A 20953-nucleotide genomic window follows, 5' to 3' on the forward strand; every position below is an offset into this window, starting at 1 on the left:
AAAAGAAGAAGCAAGTTTCCCTGCTTCCTCAATTAATCTATGTTGAATGTTTAAAAAAGCGTTTTATTGTTTATAAAGGTATACTGCTGAAGCACCTTCATAATCAAGATCAGCTTTTGGAGGCACGTTGCAATACTCTCCAGGGTAATTGAAAATCAATAAGCGTCCTCCTCCATTGGCACGCTCAGCAACATAAAGCATTTTATCGCTGCCTATAGAAACATCAACCGGATTACCCAGCATAGTTTTGTCTCCTTCCAGGTGTAGCTGATGATCCATGGAGATGGTATCCTTATCAGCGGTTTCCATGATGATCTGGCTAAAATCAGGAATTACATGTACGCCTCCATCAATGTCGCTGGCGGCATCACCTACGTCAGTGAGCACCATAATGTCCTGCATCACGTCATAGTCTATTCCGTGGGTTCTTACAATACCATCAATTACCACCGACTTACTTGGCAAAATCCATCCTTCAGGCTGACTCAGGAAGTCCTCAAAGATCGCCAGCATATCGGTATTGTCTTTTATGGCATAAAGCGTACCTTCTTTGAGTTGAATTCCCCATAGGTTAAATTCTACTTCATAAACCCGGTCCAGGGTGATGGAATTCTCTCCGATTGTATACACAAAGAGCTTGTTCATATCATCTACATCTTCGGCTACAACAAGCTTGTCTCCGCTTACGGTAATTTCGCGTCCGTTGGTAAAATCAGATGTACTGCTGAAGGCTGGAGTAACATCTTCCTCTCCCATAAGCTCAGAAGCATTGGTGTATGCATTTACCTGACTTTGCGTACGCGAGAGTTGGTATACAATATCTTTTTCAGCGTCATAATAGATACCATCCGCATCCATATTTCCAGTGCTGGCAGTGGTAATATTAATGTCTGATAGGTCCTCCACCTCAAAAATGCTGAAGTTTCCTCCGGTATTTGTGGAGGCAAAAAGCCACTTGCCGTCCATAGGCATCTTATCTTCCTCATCTTCTTCTTTATCCTTAATATCATCTACAATGTTATCAAGAATGTCCTGTCCTTCTTTACAGCCGGTAAAGCTGATGGCAGATAAGATGAAGAAAAAAATGGCAATGAAACGAAAAGGGGATAATTTTGATGTACGTGTTTTCATAGTTCGTTGTGGTTTAGAAAAGAAAAAAAATGAATTTCTATACCTACGAACTCAAAACCTTAAGTGGATTGCCTGGTCTCAAATAAATTGATGAAAAAGTAAAGAAGTGCTTTTTAATTACCGGTATGAAATGATCAGATGATGGGTATAATCCTATCTGATCACCACTTGCCAGCATAATCAAGAGTGTTTTGACTATTATTCTGCAAGTATTGATAATTAGTTCTGACAATCTGGCGAATGTGCAGATAATCATGGGCCAGCCAGTTGACCAGAAAGTGTCTGGCGGTTCTTTCTCCAATTTCAGGGAGCTGATAAGCATTATCCCATGCTGGATTTTCTAATGACTTTAGCCACTGTAGAGAAGCTGCTCTTTCTTTTAGAAAAGACTGGAGCTTTTCCTCATAATTTTGTTCCATATACTTTCGTTCCGTGACCCAAACCTTTGGGTCAAAGGGCGGTGGAAGGGTATTAGGGTGGTCAAAGAGATGTTGAATTCTACTTCTGAAGTCTTCTTGTTCTTCATCCAGCAGATGGCAGATGATTTCCAGCAGGCACCATTTGTAGACAGTAGGTTTCCATCGGTATGCTTTTTCAGATTTGTGACTTAGCAATTGAGCGAAGACCTCTTTGTTTCTGGCCAGTTCATGGATAATAGAAGCATGTTCCATGGTCAAAAAATTATAGCTCTTTTTCAGGGGTGATGCGTAAGATCATGTCAGGATTGTTCAGTACTATGTACAATGCACCATCAGGGCTTGTTTTGATGTCCCTTACACGACCCAGGTTTTTCAGTATCATTTCCTGGCTGATGACCTCTTCATCTTCAATGACCAGCCGGCGGAGTTCTTCATAGGCTAATGCACCAACCAATAAGTTATTTTGCCATTTAGGGAAAAGGGGGCTGGTATTAAACTCAATGGGACAGACAGCGATGGAAGGCGTCCATTGGGTAATAGGTTGTTCCATACCCTCCTGATGGGTCTTTTCAGACACGATCTCACCACTGTAATCTATGCCATAGGTGATTACCGGCCAGCCATAGTTATTGCCCTTACGAAGAATATTCAACTCATCTCCTCCCATCGGTCCATGCTCGCTTGCCCATATCTCACCGGTAACTGGGTGCTGGTCAATACCCTGTACATTTCGGTTGCCAATGGTGAAGATTGCTGGCAGCGCCCCTTCTTCATCCGCAAAAGGATTATCATCAGGGATGCTTCCATCTGTTTTGATTCTAAATACTTTTCCGGTAGCTTTTCCCAAATCCTGAGAAGCCATGGCCTGGTCCATATCTCCGATTGTAAAATAGAGTAAGCCTTCCTGGTCAAACATTAATCTACAACCCCAGCGGTTTCCTCTTTCTACCAGCAGAGAGTCATGGACCTCAAACAATGTTTGCTCTTCCGCCCATTGGTGATCTTTGATCCTGGCCCTTACTATTTTGGTCATGGCTGGTGCATTTTCGTCCTCCAAATCACCATCTGTATGGCTATATGCCAGATAGACCCAGCCATGATTACTGTAATCAGGGTCAAGAGCGATATCCATGTAGCCTCCGGTTTTTTCCTCGTAAGTTGGAGGCAGTCCTTTGATAGCCTGCTTGTCCAGTTGTCCGTTGATCATCCATTGCAAATTTCCTCCTCTTTCGCTGATCAATGCTTTCTTTTCATCAACAAACTCAATAGCCCAGGGTGTAGTGATGCCTTCTATTACCACTTGCTCAATATTTAGTAAGTAATCTTCAGTATTAATTTGCTCAGGAATAGAACGACGGGCAGAGGGTGGCGTTTCCTGAGCTTCAATGACAAAATCTACCACTGCATTAATTTCTTCATCATTCAACACCTTGTTCCAGGCAGCCATTTCTGTACCCTCAATTCCATACTTTACATTTTTGATCAAAGCGCCTTTGCCTCTACCATAAATCCAGTCGGTTTTGATCAAAGCTCCGGCGGAGTTGCCCTGTAATTGCGCACCGTGACAACCCGCGCAATAGCTTTTGTAGATTGAGGCACCATCAGTCGCGGATGTCTGCTGAGCAATGATTGTAAAAGGAATAAGGCAGACTAAGGGTAGGGCTATTAAGGTTTTCATTGGTGGCAGTATTTAACAAATAACAAACAGTAAGATTAGACCTTTGTAGGTACACTATGAAAAAGGAATGTACGAGATTTACCCTATCGTTGCAAGGAGATTATGTGATGCCATAATTCAGGAACATTAAAAAAGCTGTACCCACTGGCCAGAGTTTCTGCCAATAGATACAGCTTAATAGTACAATTAATTTAGAGACTTACTCTTTTTCAATCTACCACTGGTAGAAAGCAGCCTGCGTTCTTTTCCCCCAGGAAGTGATCATTCTGGCCAAATTTGGTGCTGAAGATTTTTGATGCTCAGGAAGCAAATCATGGCTTACCTGTTTCACACCTTCAATTGTATACAGTGCTTCCGGTGCGATGTCCTCCAGGTTTCGCAGGAACGTTCTGACTTTACTCCGCTTACATACCGTAAACAAAATCTGGGTATTCCCCGACTGGTCATTGGCCTCTACCATAGAGTAGCGATATCGGTTTACTGCCAGATGTTCTAGCAAGGTATCCGGAATTTTCTTGCTTATGATCCGGATTACTACACTACCATAGGCCAGTTTTTCCTCTATACGCATCCCGATGTAGGTTCCGGCAGCAAAGCCAGCCGCGTACATCACATAGGCTGCCATATTACTGGCGTCCTGCATAATGCGGGACAAAGCCAGAATGGTGATCAGCGCTTCAAAAAAGCCCAGTATGGCCGCGAACTTTCGTGCATTGTTGACTACAAACATCAGCTTGACGGTAGCCAGCGTTACGTCTGATACCCTCGCCAGGAAAATCATCAGGGGTAAAAAAACGAAGTCAAAGAAATCAAATTCAATCATGTAATTACTCTTTTTGTGGTTTACTCTTTTCCGGATTTACCTGAATAGATTTCAGGATTAAGCCGGTACTTTTTGTGGTTTTTTGGATTTACTCCGAACCTAAGCTTATCATAGACAAGCTTGATTCGGAGTATTATTCTGCGCTCTTTTTGTGGTTTAAAGCACTAGCCTTAACAGGCTTCCTCTGAACTTGAAAAGCAATACATCACATATACCTTAAGGTCATTAGACCTTGGGCATACTTTCTACAATAAATTGGATGAAGGTTATTATCAACCGGTTAGGTATATGTTCTCAGTATATTGCTTTCAGGCAATCTTTAGTTTTCTATGCTGAATCTTTATATGAGATGTCGCAGATAGGGTTTATCTGTTCCGGTTTTAATAATTTAAGGTTTAAAAAAATATTATCAGTATCCGTAGTGCTGAGTTTTGATGACAGCACTTTGATTTATCTATTGATTATTCCTGCCCGCCTTAGCTGCTAAGAATCTCTGGTTACTCTCTTTTTGTTATACCTCAAATAAATAAGGTAAACGGTTTTACTCTTTTTGCTTTAATCATAGGACGTTCGCTTGCTGCTTTCATCTCCATTTCATGCCCTTTGATATTGCTAAGTTACGAAGAAAAACAATATCCGTTACATTTATTTTAAAAATTGATATGAGAGGATATGAATTTTCTATTGAAAAAACATATTTATTGAAAATGAATTAATTAGTTGTGATTTTGTATTAAAACGAATGGTAAATCAAGGGTTTGATCAACAAATCTGTAAAATACTCGCCTTAGCATTGTAAGAATATCAATTAAGCGATTTGTAAGCTTTTTTTCGTTTTTCAAGCAGTTTCTCTATAGAAAAATCAAAAAATAACAGTTGTGAAATGAGCTTTAAAGTGAAAGACAAGGATTTTGAAGGGACCATATTAAAAAAATAGCTTTCAAAGCTTAACTTGTAGTACTTGCTTCTGCATCTAATTGAGCGCTATTACTTCCTTCTGTAGGAAAGAGGCAGGCTGAGCCTGTTCCCATACTCACTACGGTTCGCATTGCCTTATCAGTACCCACATCCAAAAATTGGATACTTTCTCTAGGTACATGATAGATATTGCCGTTGGTGGGGTTGGGGGCTGTAGGCACAAAAACTGTGAAAATATCCTCTGAAACTTCTTCGGTCACAAAGCCAGTCATGAGCACGCCTGTTTTAAATGGATCAATGAGTACTACCTGACTGAAAGGCATTTTCTTAAGCCCGGTAAATTGCTGCACCGTATCTCTTACGGTAGTATAGAGGGGAATTTGACTAAGATAGTTTCTTTCAAAATAAGTAAAGTAAAACTTTCCCGAACGATAACGAATTGTTAGCCCTACGCCAAACAGAAAGAGTAGGAGGACAATAAGAGAAATGATATTTACCCACCAATGTGGAGTCTCATTACCAGAGGACAGGATTGCACTAATGGGTACCAGAAGATTGAATACAAATCTGAACAGTAAATAAAGCGCAAAAAGAATGATGGCTAGCGGTAATACAAGTAATGCACCATCTATCAGGGTTTTCAAGATAAATTCTCGGTCCCACTTATTTTGCTGCTGAGCAATAAATTTTTTAGTAATAGTTGTATGGGTAGTGCTCTTGGTTTTATCAGATGCTTTGGCTTGTGAAGCATCTGAAATGTTTTGTTGAGGCTGATCCTTGTCGGATTCATCCTGATCTTTGTTTTGCATTTTTCCTTGAGTTAAGCAGATTCACAATTGTTAAAAAAATCACCTTTCTTTTCCTGAACTTTAGCCCTTCACAGAAGGTGTGATATAAATATAGGAAGCTAAAAAATATCTTCTGTAAAAATAATAAAAAGCATTATAAATGATGGTGGCTTATGATCACTGGATTTGAATGCTTTTTTTGCATGGTAAGCTGTCCAAAAGATAAAACAAATAACTTACTCTCTGGTTTTATTTCCTGGTAGATTTTTTTAGGCCATCAAATTTTTTTAACTGATATGAAAGGAAGGTCAAAGCGCATCCTTACCTACTTTGCTTTAATCGTAGCAAGCTTATCTTTCTTTTTCTGGGGACTCGTACAGGCCCAAGGATTTTTAGTGCCTCTTTCCGTTGCTGTCTTACTTGCGATGGTAATACTACCGGTCTGTAGATGGTTTGAAAGAAAGAGGATCAGTCGGGCCTTGGCCTCCCTCTTCTCCGTATTACTTATTATGTCTTTCTTTGTGCTCCTGGCAATGGTAGTGGGTAGCCAGGTAGAGAGTCTGGCAGAAGACTGGCCTAAAATCAAGGAAAGGATGCAGCCAAAAATTGAGCAGCTGCAAGAATACATCGCTGAGAAGACAGGTATATCCGTACAGGAACAGGAAGCAAAAATAGCCCAGACTATTCCAGGGGATTCTTCAAGTTCTGCTCAAAATCAAGAGGAAAGTAAAAGTACCACACCTCAGGATAGTACGCAACAGCAGACCCAGGATACTGGACAGTCTTCAGCGTCAGGTGGGGGGAGCAGCAATACAGGTTCTATACTGAAAAGTGCAGGCAGCTTTGTAGGGAAGTTATTCGGATTTCTAGGTACCTTTCTGCTAACCTTTATCTATACTTTCTTTTTTCTGCTTTATCGCCGCAAGTTCAGACTCTCGTTACTTAAAATGGTGCATGAGCATAAAAAAGAGGTAGCGCATAAAATTCTTTACAAGTCCACCGAAGTTTCGCAAAACTATCTTTCGGGCAGGCTTATTCTGATTCTATTTCTGGCCATACTCTATACCATAGGGCTTAGCATTTCCGGAGTACGTAATGCTATGCTGATTTCTCTGCTGGCTGCTGTGCTCTCCTTAATCCCTTATCTGGGCAATGTGATAGGTTACGTACTGGCAGTAGGTATGGCGCTTTTTTCGGGAACTGGAGTAACCGGTGTCATTGGAGTAAGTATTACCTTTACCATTGCTCAGTTTGTGGAAAGCTATATATTGGAGCCTTACATTGTAGGGGATAGGGTAAATCTCAATCCAGTAGTGACGATCGTTGTAGTAGTATTGGGTGAAGCCGTATGGGGCATTATTGGAATGCTCATCGCCATTCCTGCCCTCGGTGTGCTAAAAGTAGTTTTTGATAATATTCCCTCGCTTCAGCCTCTGGGTTATTTGTTTGGTTCAGAAGACATCAGCAAGGAAGACGATGAAGATAAAGATAACTTCTTCTCCCAGGCAAAGCGCTGGGCATTGAAGCGATTTAGGTAATAATGACCACTTAATTCATAAAAGCTTAAAACAAGCGCAAAGTACCACTGGGGCGGAAAGCAGAACGATTGTATTCCGGCATCTTGCCCTCTCCTAAATATTTGTTTCGGGCGATATGAAAAAGCTGGTTGATACTTTCTGAAATAACACCATCCCCTTTGATACGTCTGCCAAATTGTGAATCGTTCAACTGCCCTCCGTGCAGGTCTTTGATTTGCTTCTCTACTTTTGCCGCCCTTTCAGGAAAGTTTTTGTGCAGCCAGTTTAGGAATATGGGCCCAATAGCTCCGTTGAGCCGCACTACAGTATAGCCTGCAGTCCTTGCTCCGGCATCAGCAATGCTTTTCATGATTTGCGGTATCTCATGATCATTCATCGCGGGAATGATAGGCGCGATCATCACACCGCAGGGAATACCTGCAACAGATAACTTTTCCAGGGTAGCCAGTCTTTTGGCAGCACTGGCAGTACGAGGCTCTAGTCTGGAGCGCAGCTTTTCATCCAGTGAAGTGATGGAAAAGTAAACATGCACCAGTCCCTCATCTGCCAGGGGTTTCAATATATCCAGGTCTCTCTCTATCAGGCTGTTTTTGGTGATCATGCCAACCGGATTGCCGAACTTGAGAAATACCTCCAGTAGCTTACGGGTAATCTTAAGCTCTCGCTCAATAGGCTGGTAGCAATCAGTATTTCCTGACAAAGCGATAGGCTGACCCTGCCATGACTTTTTCTGGAGATGTTGTATCAGCAACTGAGGTGCATTGGGCTTGGCTACGATCTTGGTCTCAAAATCCAGTCCGGCACTAAAACCCCAATACTCGTGTGAGTTGCGGGCATAACAGTAAATGCAGCCGTGTTCACAACCCTGATAAGGATTGATAGAAAACATATTTCTCAGATCAGGGCTATCGCTGTAGCTGACCACATTTTTAGGATGTTCAATAAATACCTGCCGCTGAGGATTTCGCAGATGAGGCTCGTCCAGCCCTTCTATATGCTCCTGTACCAATTGGTGTTGGTCAAACTTATTGGGTGCATTATACTGTGCACCTCGTCCTTTCAAATAGTCTTCTTGCATGGTTTAGTTTTCTACCAATGTACTTAAAATAAGTATAAATCATAAGTTTTTACTTATGAATTCTTATAAAAGGTATGTCTGGAGCTGAAACACTAGTGAAACTAACAGAATGTTGTTCTGTAGGGCGAAGTTATTTTCTTCCGATTCGCTTGAAAGTTAGATAAATTATCTACCTTGGGTGAGAGACTCTTCTTATGTGAAGGCAAGGTGCAGGCTTAATTGCAACATCCATTCTAAGACACAGCCGCTAACCTTAAAATCCATTATAAAGCCTCATCAATTCACTTAATCTTCAATCGTTGACAATCCAGGAAGAATGAAAGCTACTTCACGCAATTTTCAGATGGTTTGTTAAATGTATCAACTTAAATATCACGATTATGTCTAAAGACAAAGGTGCCAAGAAAGATGTCAAAAAAGCTCCGGAGAAGAACCTGAAGGAAAAGAGAGCCGACAAAAAAGCGAAGCGTAAGGAAAAGCAGAGAGAGCAATAGTCCTTCATTACTGTCATACCTTAATACTTTGAAAGATATACACCTGATGCGTGTATATCTTTTTTTGTATAAATCCGGAGAAATTGACTAAATGCATGATGTTCAGCACATTTCTTCCAAACTTACTTTAATGATCGGGCTTTCAAAGCGTAATATGAGTTTCAATAGTGCTGATAAAGTAAGTATCACTGTTCCAGAAGCTGTTCACAGTAAAATACAAGCTGTTTGAGATCTTTCTCGCTGGTAAAATCAATCTTGTTTTGATTAACGAAGTTGCGAATCGTTTGCCGGTATTCGGGAAAGATCTTCCAGAGGTTAGATCGTATGGCTGGATAGAAGCGGATATTCTTGTCAATGAAGTAATAGCTTTCCCGGTAACTGAGACGAAGATCTTCCTTGCTCGGAAAATTATAAAACTCATACAGACTTTCGGATACGGTACGATTATCCTGCTCAAACACGAAGTCCTGATTAAAGGTCGGATCAGTATCCACATAGCCTTTGATCATCTGCATATTCCTGTCAAAGATCTGATAATAACGGAAAATGCCTATGCTAAGCACGGGTGACTCTACCACTACCTCAAGATACTTATGCTGCTCGGGGTTGTAGAAAAAGCCATAATCTCCAATGGACACATACTCCACCACTGGTTCTGGTGCGATAGAGAAAGTATCACCTTCCACCCCTATAAACTGTATTTCACCATAGAGATGGTTGTAGTTTAGTTTAGAACTGGCTGACTTACCATTGGCAAAAATAACGGTCCCCTCCTGAAAGTTTTCAAAGCGGTAGATATCCTGATAGGAGATTTCTTCAGTAATAATTTCACCTTTCTGTATGCTGTAGGAAGATGGAGTTTGGGCAGAAAGGTACTGTAGGGTGGTGAACAGGCAGGAGAAGAGTAAAGATATTCTCATAACACGTAAAGTAGCAAGGTGATCAAAGTCTCAGTTTTGTCTTGCATCATCACAACTCAAAAATAGGTCAGTAAATGAGCAGACAGATGAGCTGAACCAAAGGTTATGGGTACTTAAATTAACTGATTATTAGCACAAATGTTCCATGCACGGGCACTACGCTGTTTACTTCAACTCTTCAACCATATTATTACATACCGCATGAACGTAGTGGAAAGGCAAAAACCCTAGGGAATTACGTAAAAGCAGTCTTACTTTTACGTAATTCCTATGGAGGTGACCGCAAAGTAGTCTTACTTCTTCATGCCCTCCGTGGTCTTAGCCTTTAAACCCTACGTCCGCTACGTAATTCCCCTCGGTGAGTGCCAAGAAGTAATATGGCTTTACGTAGAAAACAGCGGAGGGCGCGCATAAGTCGTACTACCTCTGCATGCTTCCCTTCGGATTTCCTCTCAAAGTGTCGTAGTCTTACGTAGAAAAGCTTGGGGAGGAAACCTCTGCTGTGTAGTAGCTAGCTGAGTGATCAAAGGATTCAGCCACCAGCAGTGAAGAAGAGAGCTGCTTGTGACTGATTTTATTGATCATTACGGATAAAGTAGCCCAACTTTCCGATGAGCCAGCTCAGTTGGATAAAGGACAAAGGACAAGACAGAAGACCGAACCATGGAGTTATACTTCCTATATTGATGAGAGTGGAACAGGTATGCGGAAACTTATACTGGAAAGGGAGAAAAAATATAGAATTATGCTTAATTTTATATAGGCTTAGCTTTAAAGGAGGCACACCACTGCTTGAAGTGACAACATTAGTTATTAGTATTTTTTATATTAAAGAGTATGGCAATAATTATTGACGATAAAGATATACAACAGGCTCAAATGACAGAGAAAGAGTTGAGGTTAGAAATTGCAGTAATGCTCTATCAGCAGGGAAGATTTTCTTTGGGTAAAGCCAGTGAGTTTGCAATGATGAATAAAATTTTATTTCAGAAAGTGCTTGCCAAAAGAAAGATTGCTGCAAACTACGATGAAGAAGAGTTAAAAGCAGACAGAAAAACACTAGGCTTTTGATATGATCGTAGTAAGTGATACTACCGCAATCAGCAACCTGATCCAGATCAATGAATTGAACATTTTAACATCATTATATCAAGAGGTAATTATTCCCCCCACTGTATTTGATGAATTATTGGTACTGGAAGATTTTGATATTCCGGTGAAAGAAAAGTTGAGTGAAAGCTGGGTCAGAGTACAAAAAGTAAATGTGAATATATACAATAAGCTGATCAATAAATACGGTGGTCGTCTGGACAAAGGTGAGGCAGAAGCAATAGCGCTAGCCAAAGAGATAAGTGCGGATTATTTGTTGATAGATGAGAAAGCGGGTAGGGTTGTCGCCCGTGATATTCAACTCAACATCATTGGAACCATTGGCATATTGTTAGATGCAAGGAAAAAGGGACTGATCAATAGCATAAAAAACAAAATGGATGACTTAAGGGATATAGGTTTTTGGATAAGTGATGGATTGTATGAAGAGATTATTAAGCTTGAACAAAGGTTGATTTAGCCCCCCCCTTCAGTGAGCGCTTCGTACCGAAGCTAATACATCAACCATACCTATAACTCATGATGTGAGGGCATGATCAAAAGCAAGGGACTCCAGTAAACCATAGGCACTTCACTATGCGATCAGCATGATCAAAAAGGTAATCATCGCAAGAAGAATCCAGGCTAGTATCTCCCCTTTGAAAAACGCAATGAGCCAGTTCCAGTCATTTTTCATGTGGTAAGATGATAGGTTTATCCTTTATACGGCAATAGGTCAGGAGTAGTTGGGACCACCTACTGTTTTCAATCTTTAGCTGCTTATGCGGTGATATAGTACAAGAGCGGAAGTTTTACGCTATCTTAAACCTATGAATTACGCTCCCTCTATGGGAGAAGATACTTAAATTGCTACCTATGCCGGGCATCTTATATACATCCTTGATCCTCGTGCTGACATTAAGCTCCGCTCAGATTGTTTTTTCCCAGCCGCAGCCTTCAGTTAATGGAGAAAGTGCTCAGCATTTTTCCAGACCTATTTACCTGTATACTGACAAATACCCCAGTTTTGATGTACTCATGCAGGAGTTCAGTGGAAATCTGGTTTATATTGATATCTGGGCAAGCTGGTGTAAGCCATGTCTGGAGGAATTTGCTTACTATGAGGAAGTGAAGAAAGTTATTGAGGATGAGCCAATCAAACTGCTCTTCATTTCTATTGACCGGAGTAAGCATATGCATAGATGGAAAAGAAGGATTGAAAAGTATGCGCTTTCCGGTTACCACCTGATAGCCAGTTCTGCCCTGCAAAAGGACATGTGGGAGCTCATTCAACAGCAGGAGAACAGGGTGGAGATACCCCGCTACCTTATCGTAGACAAAAATGGCGAGATAGTTAACAAACAGGCGGCCAGGCCCAGCCAGCCTGACGCCTTAAAAATAGCGATTGAAGAAGTACTACGCTTCGAAAGATAGAGGTATGCTAAGGAAGATAATATTCATACTAATTTGTGCTCTACACGGCTTAGCCTGTGAGCATGAATCAAACACCGTTTCCCAGTCAGGCCTTAGAGGTAACTGGGCCTGTTTTGATTCGGTACTTCGTTATACTGAAATCTATGTAGACGGCCATGACATTCATGTGCATACAGGGACTTATGGCAACCTCCCATCATTTCAGTACGAGCTACGTAATAATTCTATTTACAGTATTCATCCTGAGAGTGGAGAGCATATGTTTGTCGGTATCCGAAATGAAAAGGGAAACTTTGAATTTGACTATGTAGATGGGAAGATCACGCTCAACCATCGTTTATCTCCGGGAGAAAGTGAATATTCTCTGGAAAAGCTGCTGAAGGAAACCAAAGCTTCCAGTTCCAGGAGTTTGTATGATCAATACCTAAAAGACGCCGGGATACGTGAGGTAGCTTTTAAGAAAAAGATACTGTCTCCCGAAGCATTTGAATACTGGCAGCATCCACCCGCCAATGCATTTGATAACAGCTTTGAAGAGATTGAACCAGTGCTATTTACTGAGTGATTTCTTCATGCAGGTATTATTTTGAGGAGGCAAATAGCTAAACGCATCATTGGAGAAGTCGGTGAGATTCCGTTTCTTTAAACATATATCTTGTATTACCGAATACTTACGATATGAAGATCAGGCGAGTTGTACTGCAAAGGCTCATGGGGTTTACCCTCAGCCTAATGTTTACCGTGCTAAGTATACATAACTTTTTTGAGGCATGGGGGGAGATGATCCTCTGGAAGATGGTCTTTTCAGTGATCGGCTTCATGGGTTTCTTCTGGATAGGGAGCATGGCTTATCAGCAATTATTCAAACTACTGGCGGAAGATGAATGAACAGACTACTTTACCAGCGGATGATGCAATAGCCAATACGAGGCTGAGTCTCACACTGGCAGAGAAATTCCTGCTGCTCATCCACCATCCTGAAAAGTCGCGCTATCTCATTAGCGAACAGATGAGAAATGTAGGCTTGATAGGCGCCCTGCTGCTGGACCTGGCCTACGAAAAGAAGATTGTGGTAGAAAGTGATAAGCTAAGCGCTACGGCAGACAAAACAGGTTTATCTGCCACCCATCAGGAAGTACTTTCCAGGCTATTAGCCTATGAGCGACCTAAAAAGATCAAACGCAGTATTTCTAAATTATCCGGAAAGAGCAGTAGGTACCGACATGCCTTGCTGGCGAGTTTAGAGGAGAAGGGCTTGCTGCGCATTGAACATAAGAAGTTTCTGTTCATTCCCTACCTCAGAACCTATCTGCTAAAGCATGAAACAAGAGATGGACTTCTTCGGGAAATCAGAGGAGTAGTATTTGAAGATCAGAACATTCAGCCTGAGAATGCTGCGCTGCTCGGACTGCTGGAAGCCTGCAAGATGTACAAGCTGATCTGCTATGAAAGAAGCGAAACCAAATATTGCAAAGCAAGACTAAAGGAACTTGTACAGGATGATGCCATTGCTAAGGGCGTAGACAAAGTGATCAAAGCCATGCAGGCCGCGCTGATTGCTAGCCTGGCCGCTACTACTGCGGCTACTACCGCTACCACTGCTTCTCACTGATGGAGAGATACTCTCTGAACTTACTTCCACTACAATGTACTGCTAAATCTTAGTTGATATTTGGAATAAGCCTGTTGCATTTGTTAGATTGAGGCTGCTTACAACCTAATACTCATGAAAACAAAATGCCTGGCCTCGCTTATTCTTTTTCTTTTATGTGTGCAACCTCTCTCTGCCCAGGAGGCAGATAGCGTTTTTTTTACTACCGGATTCAGAACCGGAGAACTTACCGATACCAGTGTTGTGGTCTGGACCAGGCTGTGCAGTCAGGCCGAGCCGGTACCCATTAAGCATGAGCAAAATGAAGCACCATTTCGTGATCCTATCAATTTTGATAATGAAATGCCGGTCTCTGAAATGGATGGAGCTGTAAGAGGAAGCTTTGGTCAGGTAAAGGTTGTCTTACATTCGGGTGACAGTGAGATAGCCACGGATTGGGAATACGTTTCTGCTTATAGGGACTATACCTTCAAAAAAGAATTTGGCGGACTTCAGGCCGGTACTCGCTATGAAATACAGCTTCTGGGTAGACGTAGCGAAGATGGACCTGTCACAGAGATCAATGGTCATTTTACCACTGCACCTTCCCATGATAAACCTATTCCGGTGCTTTTCACTTCCTCCACCTGCCAGTATTTCTGGGACTATGATGATCCGGTAAGAGGCTTTAAAATCTATGATCAGATGCTTACCCTTGAGCCGCTCTTCCACTGCCAGACCGGCGACTATGTATACTATGACAAGCCGGGACCTATGGCCTATACGGTAGAAAAAGCCAGGCATAAGTGGCATGCTATTAATGCCTGGCCTTCACTGTTGGATTTTTATGCCGTTACCCCATTGTATATTCAGAAAGATGATCATGATCTGACCTGGAATGATGCTTCACCGGCCAGCTCACCCTTTGGAGAGATCACCTTTCAGGATGGGCTGGCCCTATGGTATGAGCAGACACCTACCATCATTGAACGGCCTTACCGTACGCATCGCTGGGGTAAAGACTTACAGATCTGGTTTGTAGAAGGCAGAGAGTATCGCAGTGATAATGATAAGGAAGATGGGGCAGACAAAACGATATGGGGAGATGAACAAAAGGCATGGTTTACCCGAACAGTAGAGGCTTCTGACGCTACTTTCAAGATACTGATGTCGCCCACGCCAGTAGTTGGCCCTGACCGGGCTACAGGTAAGAGTGATAATCATTCCAATGAGGCTTTTTCCTTTGAGGGAGAATGGCTGAGAAACTTTCTGGCAGCGCAGGAGAATATCTATGTGGTCAATGGTGACCGGCACTGGCAGTATGTATCGGAAGATGAGGCAACAGGTGTGTTAGAGTTTAGCCAGGGGCCTTCCAGTAATGCCCATGCCCAGGGATGGGAGGAAGGGGATGTGCGTCCCGAGCATAAGTTCCTGCGGGTAAACGGAGGCTTCCTGGCGGTGCAGGTTTATCGCGAAGAGGGTAAAGCCTTCATTAAGTTTATGCACTACGATGTGGAAGGAAATATTGTCAATGAAGAGGTCATAGAAAAACAGCTATAACCTCTTCAGGAGCTAGTCATCTATTCTTCTACTGTCCATACTTCGTGCAGGGGATCACCTTTGCTGCTCTTACCTTTATGGAACCAGTCATCGCCTTCGCGCTCAAACTGAAAAGATAAGGATGCACCTACCCGGCTATCGTCCCGGGAAAAGAACTCTATATTTTCCGTATAGGTACCGTCTTCCGCTTCGTAGGTGCCGCCGCCCGTGCCCATGAATTCTTTGGTTTCATAATTGAATGCTGCCCACTGAAAGCGTCCGCCACCAAGTAGCTTAACCGTTTGTCTTGGACCAGGTGTTCTCCTTTCTCCTACATTACCTTCTTCATCTACCCGGGTAGCGAAGCGCCAGTCTCCATCCAGCGGAGTAGATTCAGCATCCAGTTGTTCCCACTTTTGAGTAAACTGAGTACCGCTGATACTTCCTTCTAAAGTAAACTTATCATCATTGAGGTCAATGCTGTAGATCTGAGGCACACGGACAATAGAATTGTCATCGGTATAAAAATCAAAGGTAAGCTTCATTTCATCACCATTCAGTTCATATGAACCACCCCCGGCTCCTATGAAGCGACCATCCTTGAAGTAGTTGCCAAACATAAAATAGTCGTCGCTGAAGATAGCCACCATTTCACGGTCAGTCACCGGCTGCACATCATCATAGGTAAGCTTCCAGGCTCCTTGCATAGGCTGACTGAGGGCAAAAGCAGCAGAAAGACAAATCAGACAAAAGGTTAAAGTAAGTTTTTTCATAATGATAGGTTTAGGTATTAGAAGTTGCAAAGTACAAATGATAAATACGTCTGAGTTGATGAAGTGTTATAGTGCTATAGTGTTATAGTTTTGATTGTGTTATGGTTCTTGGCCGCCAGGGAGTGGTGTTATTGTGTTAATATTAGCTTGTAAGGTATAAGATTTCAATGCTCTCATCAACTACAAACTTCCTACCTTTATCTTCTGACTTCCGACTTCAGTCTCCTGACTTATTCAATCTCAAACACAAAAGACTGCAAAGGCTCCAGTTTTATAGGAATGCCACCTTCACCCTCACTGATGATCACTTCAGCAGTATTCATTTTCAGTTTGGTATCGGTAAGAAGTTTGTCACTCAATGTATATGTTTCACTTTGTGACAAGCCCATAGCCTCAATGGCGGTGCTGGGAATCTTTAGCTTAAACTCCTGTTTGTTGTTGGCATCAAAATTACTCACGATGAGCAGCTTCTGTTCACCATTAAAGCGCAGGAAGGCATAAACCATATCGTTATATCCCTGCGTAAAGTGACGGTTATGCCGGTGCAGATCATAAAAGTAGCCCTCAGCAATAGCAGGCTCATGGCTGAGGTTAAGCACTTTACTATAATATCCACGGAGTGTCTTCTGATTTTCACTGAGTTGCCCTCCATCATAAGCAAGCTCGTTGAGCCATTTCTGATGTTCGGGCACTCCCCAGTAGTCAAAAATGGTAGTACGACCATCATCACCACTAAATCCGGATGCTCCTTCAGCAGGTTCACCCACTTCCTGACCAAAGTACACCATGACAGGGCCGGTATGAAGCAGGGCACTGACCACCAATGCAGGTTTAGCTTTTTCTGCCGCTCCGGCAAAGAAACGGGAAGCGATACGTTGCTCATCATGATTCTCCAGAAAGCGCAGCATATTGTGGTTTTTGTCTCTCAGATACTGCCAGATGTCCGTAACATGCCGAAGGTCAGCATGACCTTCTACTACTGCTCGGAGTGTATCATATAGCTGCACTTTGTCGTAAAGGAAATCAAAACGGCCATTGTCTAAGTAATTACGATACTGCTCGGGATTATAAATCTCAGCGATGAACGTCAGTTCAGGGTACGCTTCTTTTACTTTAGGGATTACCCAGTGCCAGAATTCTACCGGAACCATCTCCGCCATATCGCAGCGGAAGCCATCCACATCTTTGCCAGCCCAAAAGAGCAGTATATCCCGCATCTTGAGCCAGGTGTCAGGGATGGGGTCAAAATGCGTTTGACGATTATTCCGATAATCCACTCCATAGTTGAGCTTCACGGTTTCAAACCAGTCATTAACGGTAGGCGTAGCGGTAAACTGATCGTTACCGGTAGCTTTGGCAGGATGCTCCTCAAACTTGCCATCCTTGGTAGGAAAAGTATATTCGCCTAATGAATTATATTCAGCAGGCACCTGAAATGACTGTCCGGGTATATAGTAAAAGTTATTATTGGGATCAAAAGCCTTAGAAGTATCATCGGCTGTTCCCAAATCCTGCACATGATCGGGTTTGGCATCCGAAGCATACTGTCGGGCTACGTGATTAGGCACGAAGTCAATGATTACTTTCAGACCAGCCTCATGGGTGCGTTGTACCAAAGCTTCAAATTCCTGCATGCGCTGAGTTACATCTACTGCAAGATCAGGGTTGACATCATAATAGTCTTTGATGGCATAAGGGGAGCCAGCCCTTCCTTTCACCACATCTGCATCATCCAGGGGGATACCATAGTCAGTATGATCAGTGAGCACTGCATGTTCTATCACCCCAGTATACCAGACATGAGTAATCCCCATTTCTGTCAGACTCTGAAGTGCGGCTTCATTGATATGATTGAACTTACCCACCCCATTTTCTTTCAGCGTGCCATAAGGTATGTTCTTCTTTTGGGTATTGCCGAAGAGTCGGGTAAAGATCTGATAGATTACCATCTTTTCATTCCCTTCTACTTCCTCAAGCAGCAGATTAGGGTCTTGCTGGGCTATGGGGGCTAATTTTTCTCTCAGATTCACTTTTTCTGAAGTTTGGTTTTTGGGTGTACAAAAATACAGGAGCAGACTCAGTCCGATCCAGCAGGCAAACTTAGCGATATATGTACTTCTGCTCATAATAATATCAATAAATCTAAGGAATCGGAATGAAGTATATAACATTCGTAAGCTGAATCAGCTTATATATTTATCATCTTGGTTTTGTGCTACTTCATAAAGGATCTCTCAAAGCTTCATTGTTTCTAAAATATCCCTTTTCAGTCATACAGTTGCATATTCCTTGGGTGTTTTTCTTGTAGGCCACAATAAAGCCGATCAAGTCAGGGTTATACTAATAATTTACTTAACTTCGTAAAAACTACATCAAACTTACATGCTCATGTTGCTAAAAGCCCAAACGAAGGGCGTACGAGTGTTTACAGGATACGCCATTTTAAGCTGTCTTATCGTTTTAATTTCTTTTCCTTCCAAAGCTCAGGACTGGAGCTTTGCCGTTGGGCCAGGTATCAGTAGTTACATAGGAGATGTGAGTGATCAGAAATTAAGTCAACCTGGTTTTACCCTTAATGCTGAGGCCTGGTACTATCTGAATGATAACTTCCAGCTTAAGTCAGGGCTAAGTTTTTATAATATCAGTTCGGATGATGCAGATACTACGCGTATGCGAAGCTTCCGTTCCAGCAACTTTGAAGTTTATACCTCCGCTATGTATTATTTCAAACGCGGTTTTTTTACCCCATTTGCTTATGTAGGGATAGGTTTTACCACCAACAATCCTATGGGGCAAAGCCCGATAGGTGAATGGGACCTGCGAAATGTTGAGCCGGAAGCAGAGAATGTTCCCGGCCTGGTTGGAATTGTTCCTTTTGGTATGGGTTTGGAATACGAAATCACACCAGTATTGTCGGTAGTGGCTGACCTTTCCTTACGCTACGCACTTAGCGATCAACTGGATGCAGTCAGTAAAGAAATCATACAGGTGGATGAACTAAGTGGTGATGCAATAGAATACCATTCATCTTTGTCTGAATATATTGAGCGTCAGGTAAATGAGGAGCCTGTACTCCGGGGAGGCAGTTCATCGGAAGGGGATATGTACGGTATGTTTTCCATTAAGGTCAAATTTACGCCTACTGCTTCTATTTTTGGCTGCATAGATCCTTACAAATACTCACGCCCTGACCGCAGACGCAAGCAGAGAAATTACGATCCGCTCTAAAAGAAAAGCAGGAGTGAGGATATTGCTGTGGTCAAGATGATAAAGATGCGGAAGCCTCGCTCCGGAAACTTCTTGACCAGCACAATACCCAGCATAATACCGCCCGCAATGACAGGGCTCATTGCCAGATTCACTACCAGGGTTTCCACAGTGATGGTATGCCAGATGAACATCTGCAAAGGTAGTTTGAGCACATTGATAATCAGGAAAAGCCAGGCAGCGGTACCGATGTAGTGGTTTTTAGGTAAGCGCATAGAAAGGAGATACACTGCCATGATAGGCCCTGCCGCGTTGCCTATCATCGTGGCAAAACCCCCACATAAACCTACAATAGCCGAGAAGACCCAACTGTTAGGCACACTGATCTTGCGTTTCCTCGTATCCTGCCAGACCATGAGGGCCAGACATACAAAGATGATAATGGCGATCATCTCTTTGAATACCTGATCGGATACAATATCACCCACCCAGACCCCTATCCCGATACCTGCTAATGTCCAGGGTAGTAAGCGAAAAAGGTAATCCCACTGCGCATGGCGATGGTAATAGCGCACAGCAAATACATCAGCAATAACCAGCATGGGAAGTAGAAAGCCAGTGGACTGCTGCCCACCGAAGATCTGGGCCAGTATCGGAATGACAACTATACCCGCACCGGAGATGCCTGCTTTAGATGTACCTACCATCAGGGCACAAAAAACTACCAGTCCCCATTCGGCGGGAGGAAGATCTATCCAGCTCATGTTTATGCTTTGGTCTTAGCAGGCAAGTTAAGCAGCAGCCTGTGATATCACCAAACCTGGACTGAAAGAATCCTTATCCGATACATTATAGTCAGAATTTGTCACTTCAATTGTCATGCATACCCTTACCATTGAAAATCTGAGGTATGCATTTTTCAATTCTGCTAAATCTTGTCCCAGTTTTTTTAGGCTGAGAAAAGTATATAATGTATCCTCGCTGTCGTCCTGGCGTCAATGCATAAAAGGCTTTCTTCAGTGAAGCATTTTCATCAAACTTTTGTAGTAATTCGTCGGGTACAGGTTCAGGGTTTTGCTTAAATTTCACCTTTGCTTCTGACTTTTCAATATCAACGGCTTCTAAAATATAAGTTTTCAGAATCTCCTGCTGTTGCATAATCTGCTCGGGACTTGTAAACTTAATCAGGCGGGCAGATTGTGAGCTTTTACCTTGTTGTTGAAGAATATTTCTTGGGTCTTTTAACAAGACACCCTTGAAAAAACTGAGCGAGGCATAGTCTTTAAAAGCGCTTACCATAGCAATGTTTTTATTTTCAGAAGTATAACATGGAACTCCCCATTTCAGGTCTTCGGTTAAGCCACATGCTAATATGATATGTCTTAACAATACCAATTCTTCTTTCCAGTTATTGACTTTGCATTGAGGTGTTCCGCCATATTTGCATCGCATACAACCATCAATGAGGTACTGATCTACTTTCGGATTCATATATTTCTTTTGCATTATGCTTGCCTGTGGTGTGAGTTTGTT

General features: G+C 42.4%; 20 protein-coding genes. 9 read left to right on the plus strand and 11 right to left on the minus strand.

Annotated features, from left to right (window positions below; all coding sequences use genetic code 11):
- Positions 1-63: 63 nt before the first annotated feature.
- The 5 genes from WJR50_RS23800 to WJR50_RS23820 all read right to left on the minus strand — a co-directional run bounded on the left by WJR50_RS23800 (position 64) and on the right by WJR50_RS23820 (position 5778).
- Positions 64-1131 carry a hypothetical protein gene (locus WJR50_RS23800; protein ID WP_341295803.1) on the minus strand — a complete coding sequence of 356 codons (1068 nt, stop codon included), beginning with the start codon at positions 1129-1131 and terminating at the stop codon, positions 64-66.
- 161 nt (positions 1132-1292) lie between these two features.
- On the minus strand, positions 1293-1802 hold the full coding sequence (locus WJR50_RS23805; RefSeq protein ID WP_341295804.1) for a DinB family protein: 510 nt from the start codon (positions 1800-1802) through the stop codon (positions 1293-1295).
- Between the two features lie 10 nt (positions 1803-1812).
- Positions 1813-3228 carry a PQQ-dependent sugar dehydrogenase gene (locus WJR50_RS23810; protein WP_341295805.1) on the minus strand — a complete coding sequence of 472 codons (1416 nt, stop codon included), beginning with the start codon at positions 3226-3228 and terminating at the stop codon, positions 1813-1815.
- Between the two features lie 214 nt (positions 3229-3442).
- Positions 3443-4051, minus strand: coding sequence for a DUF2179 domain-containing protein (locus WJR50_RS23815; RefSeq protein WP_341295806.1), 609 nt, complete (start codon positions 4049-4051; stop codon positions 3443-3445).
- A 947-nt stretch (positions 4052-4998) separates the two neighbouring features.
- The gene (locus WJR50_RS23820; RefSeq protein ID WP_341295807.1) at positions 4999-5778 is read right to left on the minus strand and encodes a DUF502 domain-containing protein; all 780 of its coding nucleotides are present in this window, start codon (positions 5776-5778) and stop codon (positions 4999-5001) included.
- Positions 5779-6053: 275 nt separating this feature from the next.
- Between WJR50_RS23820 and WJR50_RS23825 the strand changes: the two genes are divergently transcribed.
- Positions 6054-7295: an AI-2E family transporter gene (locus WJR50_RS23825; RefSeq protein WP_341295808.1), complete on the plus strand. Its 1242-nt coding sequence runs from the start codon at positions 6054-6056 to the stop codon at positions 7293-7295.
- A 25-nt stretch (positions 7296-7320) separates the two neighbouring features.
- Here WJR50_RS23825 and WJR50_RS23830 read toward each other — a convergent pair whose 3' ends face one another.
- Both WJR50_RS23830 and WJR50_RS23835 read right to left on the minus strand, forming a co-directional pair.
- Positions 7321-8373, minus strand: coding sequence for a PA0069 family radical SAM protein (locus WJR50_RS23830; RefSeq protein WP_341295809.1), 1053 nt, complete (start codon positions 8371-8373; stop codon positions 7321-7323).
- A 679-nt stretch (positions 8374-9052) separates the two neighbouring features.
- Positions 9053-9787, minus strand: a complete 735-nt coding sequence (locus WJR50_RS23835; protein WP_341295810.1) for a hypothetical protein — start codon at positions 9785-9787, stop codon at positions 9053-9055.
- An 837-nt stretch (positions 9788-10624) separates the two neighbouring features.
- Between WJR50_RS23835 and WJR50_RS23840 the strand changes: the two genes are divergently transcribed.
- The 7 genes from WJR50_RS23840 (at position 10625) to WJR50_RS23870 (ending at position 15461) form a co-directional block, all read left to right on the plus strand.
- Positions 10625-10858, plus strand: a complete 234-nt coding sequence (locus WJR50_RS23840) for a UPF0175 family protein (protein ID WP_341295811.1) — start codon at positions 10625-10627, stop codon at positions 10856-10858.
- A gap of 1 nt (position 10859) precedes the next feature.
- Entirely contained in the window at positions 10860-11357 is a 498-nt protein-coding gene (locus tag WJR50_RS23845; protein ID WP_341295812.1) for a PIN domain-containing protein, read from the plus strand.
- 395 nt (positions 11358-11752) lie between these two features.
- The gene (locus WJR50_RS23850; protein WP_341295813.1) at positions 11753-12310 is read left to right on the plus strand and encodes a redoxin family protein; all 558 of its coding nucleotides are present in this window, start codon (positions 11753-11755) and stop codon (positions 12308-12310) included.
- 4 nt (positions 12311-12314) lie between these two features.
- Positions 12315-12875 carry a hypothetical protein gene (locus WJR50_RS23855; protein ID WP_341295814.1) on the plus strand — a complete coding sequence of 187 codons (561 nt, stop codon included), beginning with the start codon at positions 12315-12317 and terminating at the stop codon, positions 12873-12875.
- Positions 12876-12988: 113 nt separating this feature from the next.
- On the plus strand, positions 12989-13198 hold the full coding sequence (locus WJR50_RS23860) for a hypothetical protein (protein WP_341295815.1): 210 nt from the start codon (positions 12989-12991) through the stop codon (positions 13196-13198).
- The gene (locus WJR50_RS23865) at positions 13191-13922 is read left to right on the plus strand and encodes a GOLPH3/VPS74 family protein (protein ID WP_341295816.1); all 732 of its coding nucleotides are present in this window, start codon (positions 13191-13193) and stop codon (positions 13920-13922) included. Before WJR50_RS23860 ends, WJR50_RS23865 begins: the two co-directional genes overlap by 8 nt.
- A 114-nt stretch (positions 13923-14036) precedes the next feature.
- Positions 14037-15461 (plus strand): alkaline phosphatase D family protein, encoded by a 1425-nt coding sequence (locus WJR50_RS23870; RefSeq protein WP_341295817.1) that lies wholly within the window; start codon positions 14037-14039, stop codon positions 15459-15461.
- A gap of 20 nt (positions 15462-15481) precedes the next feature.
- Here WJR50_RS23870 and WJR50_RS23875 read toward each other — a convergent pair whose 3' ends face one another.
- Positions 15482-16213: a DUF4488 domain-containing protein gene (locus WJR50_RS23875; protein WP_341295818.1), complete on the minus strand. Its 732-nt coding sequence runs from the start codon at positions 16211-16213 to the stop codon at positions 15482-15484.
- Between the two features lie 230 nt (positions 16214-16443).
- Positions 16444-18339, minus strand: a complete 1896-nt coding sequence (locus WJR50_RS23880; RefSeq protein ID WP_341295819.1) for an alpha-amylase family glycosyl hydrolase — start codon at positions 18337-18339, stop codon at positions 16444-16446.
- Positions 18340-18601: 262 nt separating this feature from the next.
- Between WJR50_RS23880 and WJR50_RS23885 the strand changes: the two genes are divergently transcribed.
- Positions 18602-19441: an outer membrane beta-barrel protein gene (locus tag WJR50_RS23885; protein ID WP_341295820.1), complete on the plus strand. Its 840-nt coding sequence runs from the start codon at positions 18602-18604 to the stop codon at positions 19439-19441.
- On the opposite strand, the gene WJR50_RS23890 is transcribed toward WJR50_RS23885, so the two are convergent.
- Together WJR50_RS23890 and WJR50_RS23895 are read right to left on the minus strand one after the other, a co-directional pair.
- Positions 19438-20184 carry a sulfite exporter TauE/SafE family protein gene (locus tag WJR50_RS23890; protein ID WP_341295821.1) on the minus strand — a complete coding sequence of 249 codons (747 nt, stop codon included), beginning with the start codon at positions 20182-20184 and terminating at the stop codon, positions 19438-19440. The two genes, WJR50_RS23885 and WJR50_RS23890, sit on opposite strands and share 4 nt — an antisense overlap.
- Before the next feature lie 106 nt (positions 20185-20290).
- Positions 20291-20911 (minus strand): YdeI/OmpD-associated family protein, encoded by a 621-nt coding sequence (locus WJR50_RS23895; protein WP_341295822.1) that lies wholly within the window; start codon positions 20909-20911, stop codon positions 20291-20293.
- Positions 20912-20953 lie beyond the last annotated feature (42 nt).

It is taken from the genome of Catalinimonas locisalis, from assembly GCF_038039535.1.
In the GTDB taxonomy this organism is placed as follows: domain Bacteria; phylum Bacteroidota; class Bacteroidia; order Cytophagales; family Cyclobacteriaceae; genus Catalinimonas.

Excerpts from the sequence above, each read along its gene's own strand:
- WJR50_RS23800 (WP_341295803.1), bottom strand. The coding sequence starts at position 1,131 with ATGAAAACACGTACATCAAAATTATCCCCTTTTCGTTTCATTGCCATT.
- WJR50_RS23805 (WP_341295804.1), bottom strand. The coding sequence starts at position 1,802 with ATGGAACATGCTTCTATTATCCATGAACTGGCCAGAAACAAAGAGGTC.
- WJR50_RS23810 (WP_341295805.1), bottom strand. The coding sequence starts at position 3,228 with ATGAAAACCTTAATAGCCCTACCCTTAGTCTGCCTTATTCCTTTTACA.
- WJR50_RS23815 (WP_341295806.1), bottom strand. The coding sequence starts at position 4,051 with ATGATTGAATTTGATTTCTTTGACTTCGTTTTTTTACCCCTGATGATT.
- WJR50_RS23820 (WP_341295807.1), bottom strand. The coding sequence starts at position 5,778 with ATGCAAAACAAAGATCAGGATGAATCCGACAAGGATCAGCCTCAACAA.
- WJR50_RS23825 (WP_341295808.1), top strand. The coding sequence starts at position 6,054 with ATGAAAGGAAGGTCAAAGCGCATCCTTACCTACTTTGCTTTAATCGTA.
- WJR50_RS23830 (WP_341295809.1), bottom strand. The coding sequence starts at position 8,373 with ATGCAAGAAGACTATTTGAAAGGACGAGGTGCACAGTATAATGCACCC.
- WJR50_RS23835 (WP_341295810.1), bottom strand. The coding sequence starts at position 9,787 with ATGAGAATATCTTTACTCTTCTCCTGCCTGTTCACCACCCTACAGTAC.
- WJR50_RS23840 (WP_341295811.1), top strand. The coding sequence starts at position 10,625 with ATGGCAATAATTATTGACGATAAAGATATACAACAGGCTCAAATGACA.
- WJR50_RS23845 (WP_341295812.1), top strand. The coding sequence starts at position 10,860 with ATGATCGTAGTAAGTGATACTACCGCAATCAGCAACCTGATCCAGATC.
- WJR50_RS23850 (WP_341295813.1), top strand. The coding sequence starts at position 11,753 with ATGCCGGGCATCTTATATACATCCTTGATCCTCGTGCTGACATTAAGC.
- WJR50_RS23855 (WP_341295814.1), top strand. The coding sequence starts at position 12,315 with ATGCTAAGGAAGATAATATTCATACTAATTTGTGCTCTACACGGCTTA.
- WJR50_RS23860 (WP_341295815.1), top strand. The coding sequence starts at position 12,989 with ATGAAGATCAGGCGAGTTGTACTGCAAAGGCTCATGGGGTTTACCCTC.
- WJR50_RS23865 (WP_341295816.1), top strand. The coding sequence starts at position 13,191 with ATGAATGAACAGACTACTTTACCAGCGGATGATGCAATAGCCAATACG.
- WJR50_RS23870 (WP_341295817.1), top strand. The coding sequence starts at position 14,037 with ATGAAAACAAAATGCCTGGCCTCGCTTATTCTTTTTCTTTTATGTGTG.
- WJR50_RS23875 (WP_341295818.1), bottom strand. The coding sequence starts at position 16,213 with ATGAAAAAACTTACTTTAACCTTTTGTCTGATTTGTCTTTCTGCTGCT.
- WJR50_RS23880 (WP_341295819.1), bottom strand. The coding sequence starts at position 18,339 with ATGAGCAGAAGTACATATATCGCTAAGTTTGCCTGCTGGATCGGACTG.
- WJR50_RS23885 (WP_341295820.1), top strand. The coding sequence starts at position 18,602 with ATGTTGCTAAAAGCCCAAACGAAGGGCGTACGAGTGTTTACAGGATAC.
- WJR50_RS23890 (WP_341295821.1), bottom strand. The coding sequence starts at position 20,184 with ATGAGCTGGATAGATCTTCCTCCCGCCGAATGGGGACTGGTAGTTTTT.
- WJR50_RS23895 (WP_341295822.1), bottom strand. The coding sequence starts at position 20,911 with ATGAATCCGAAAGTAGATCAGTACCTCATTGATGGTTGTATGCGATGC.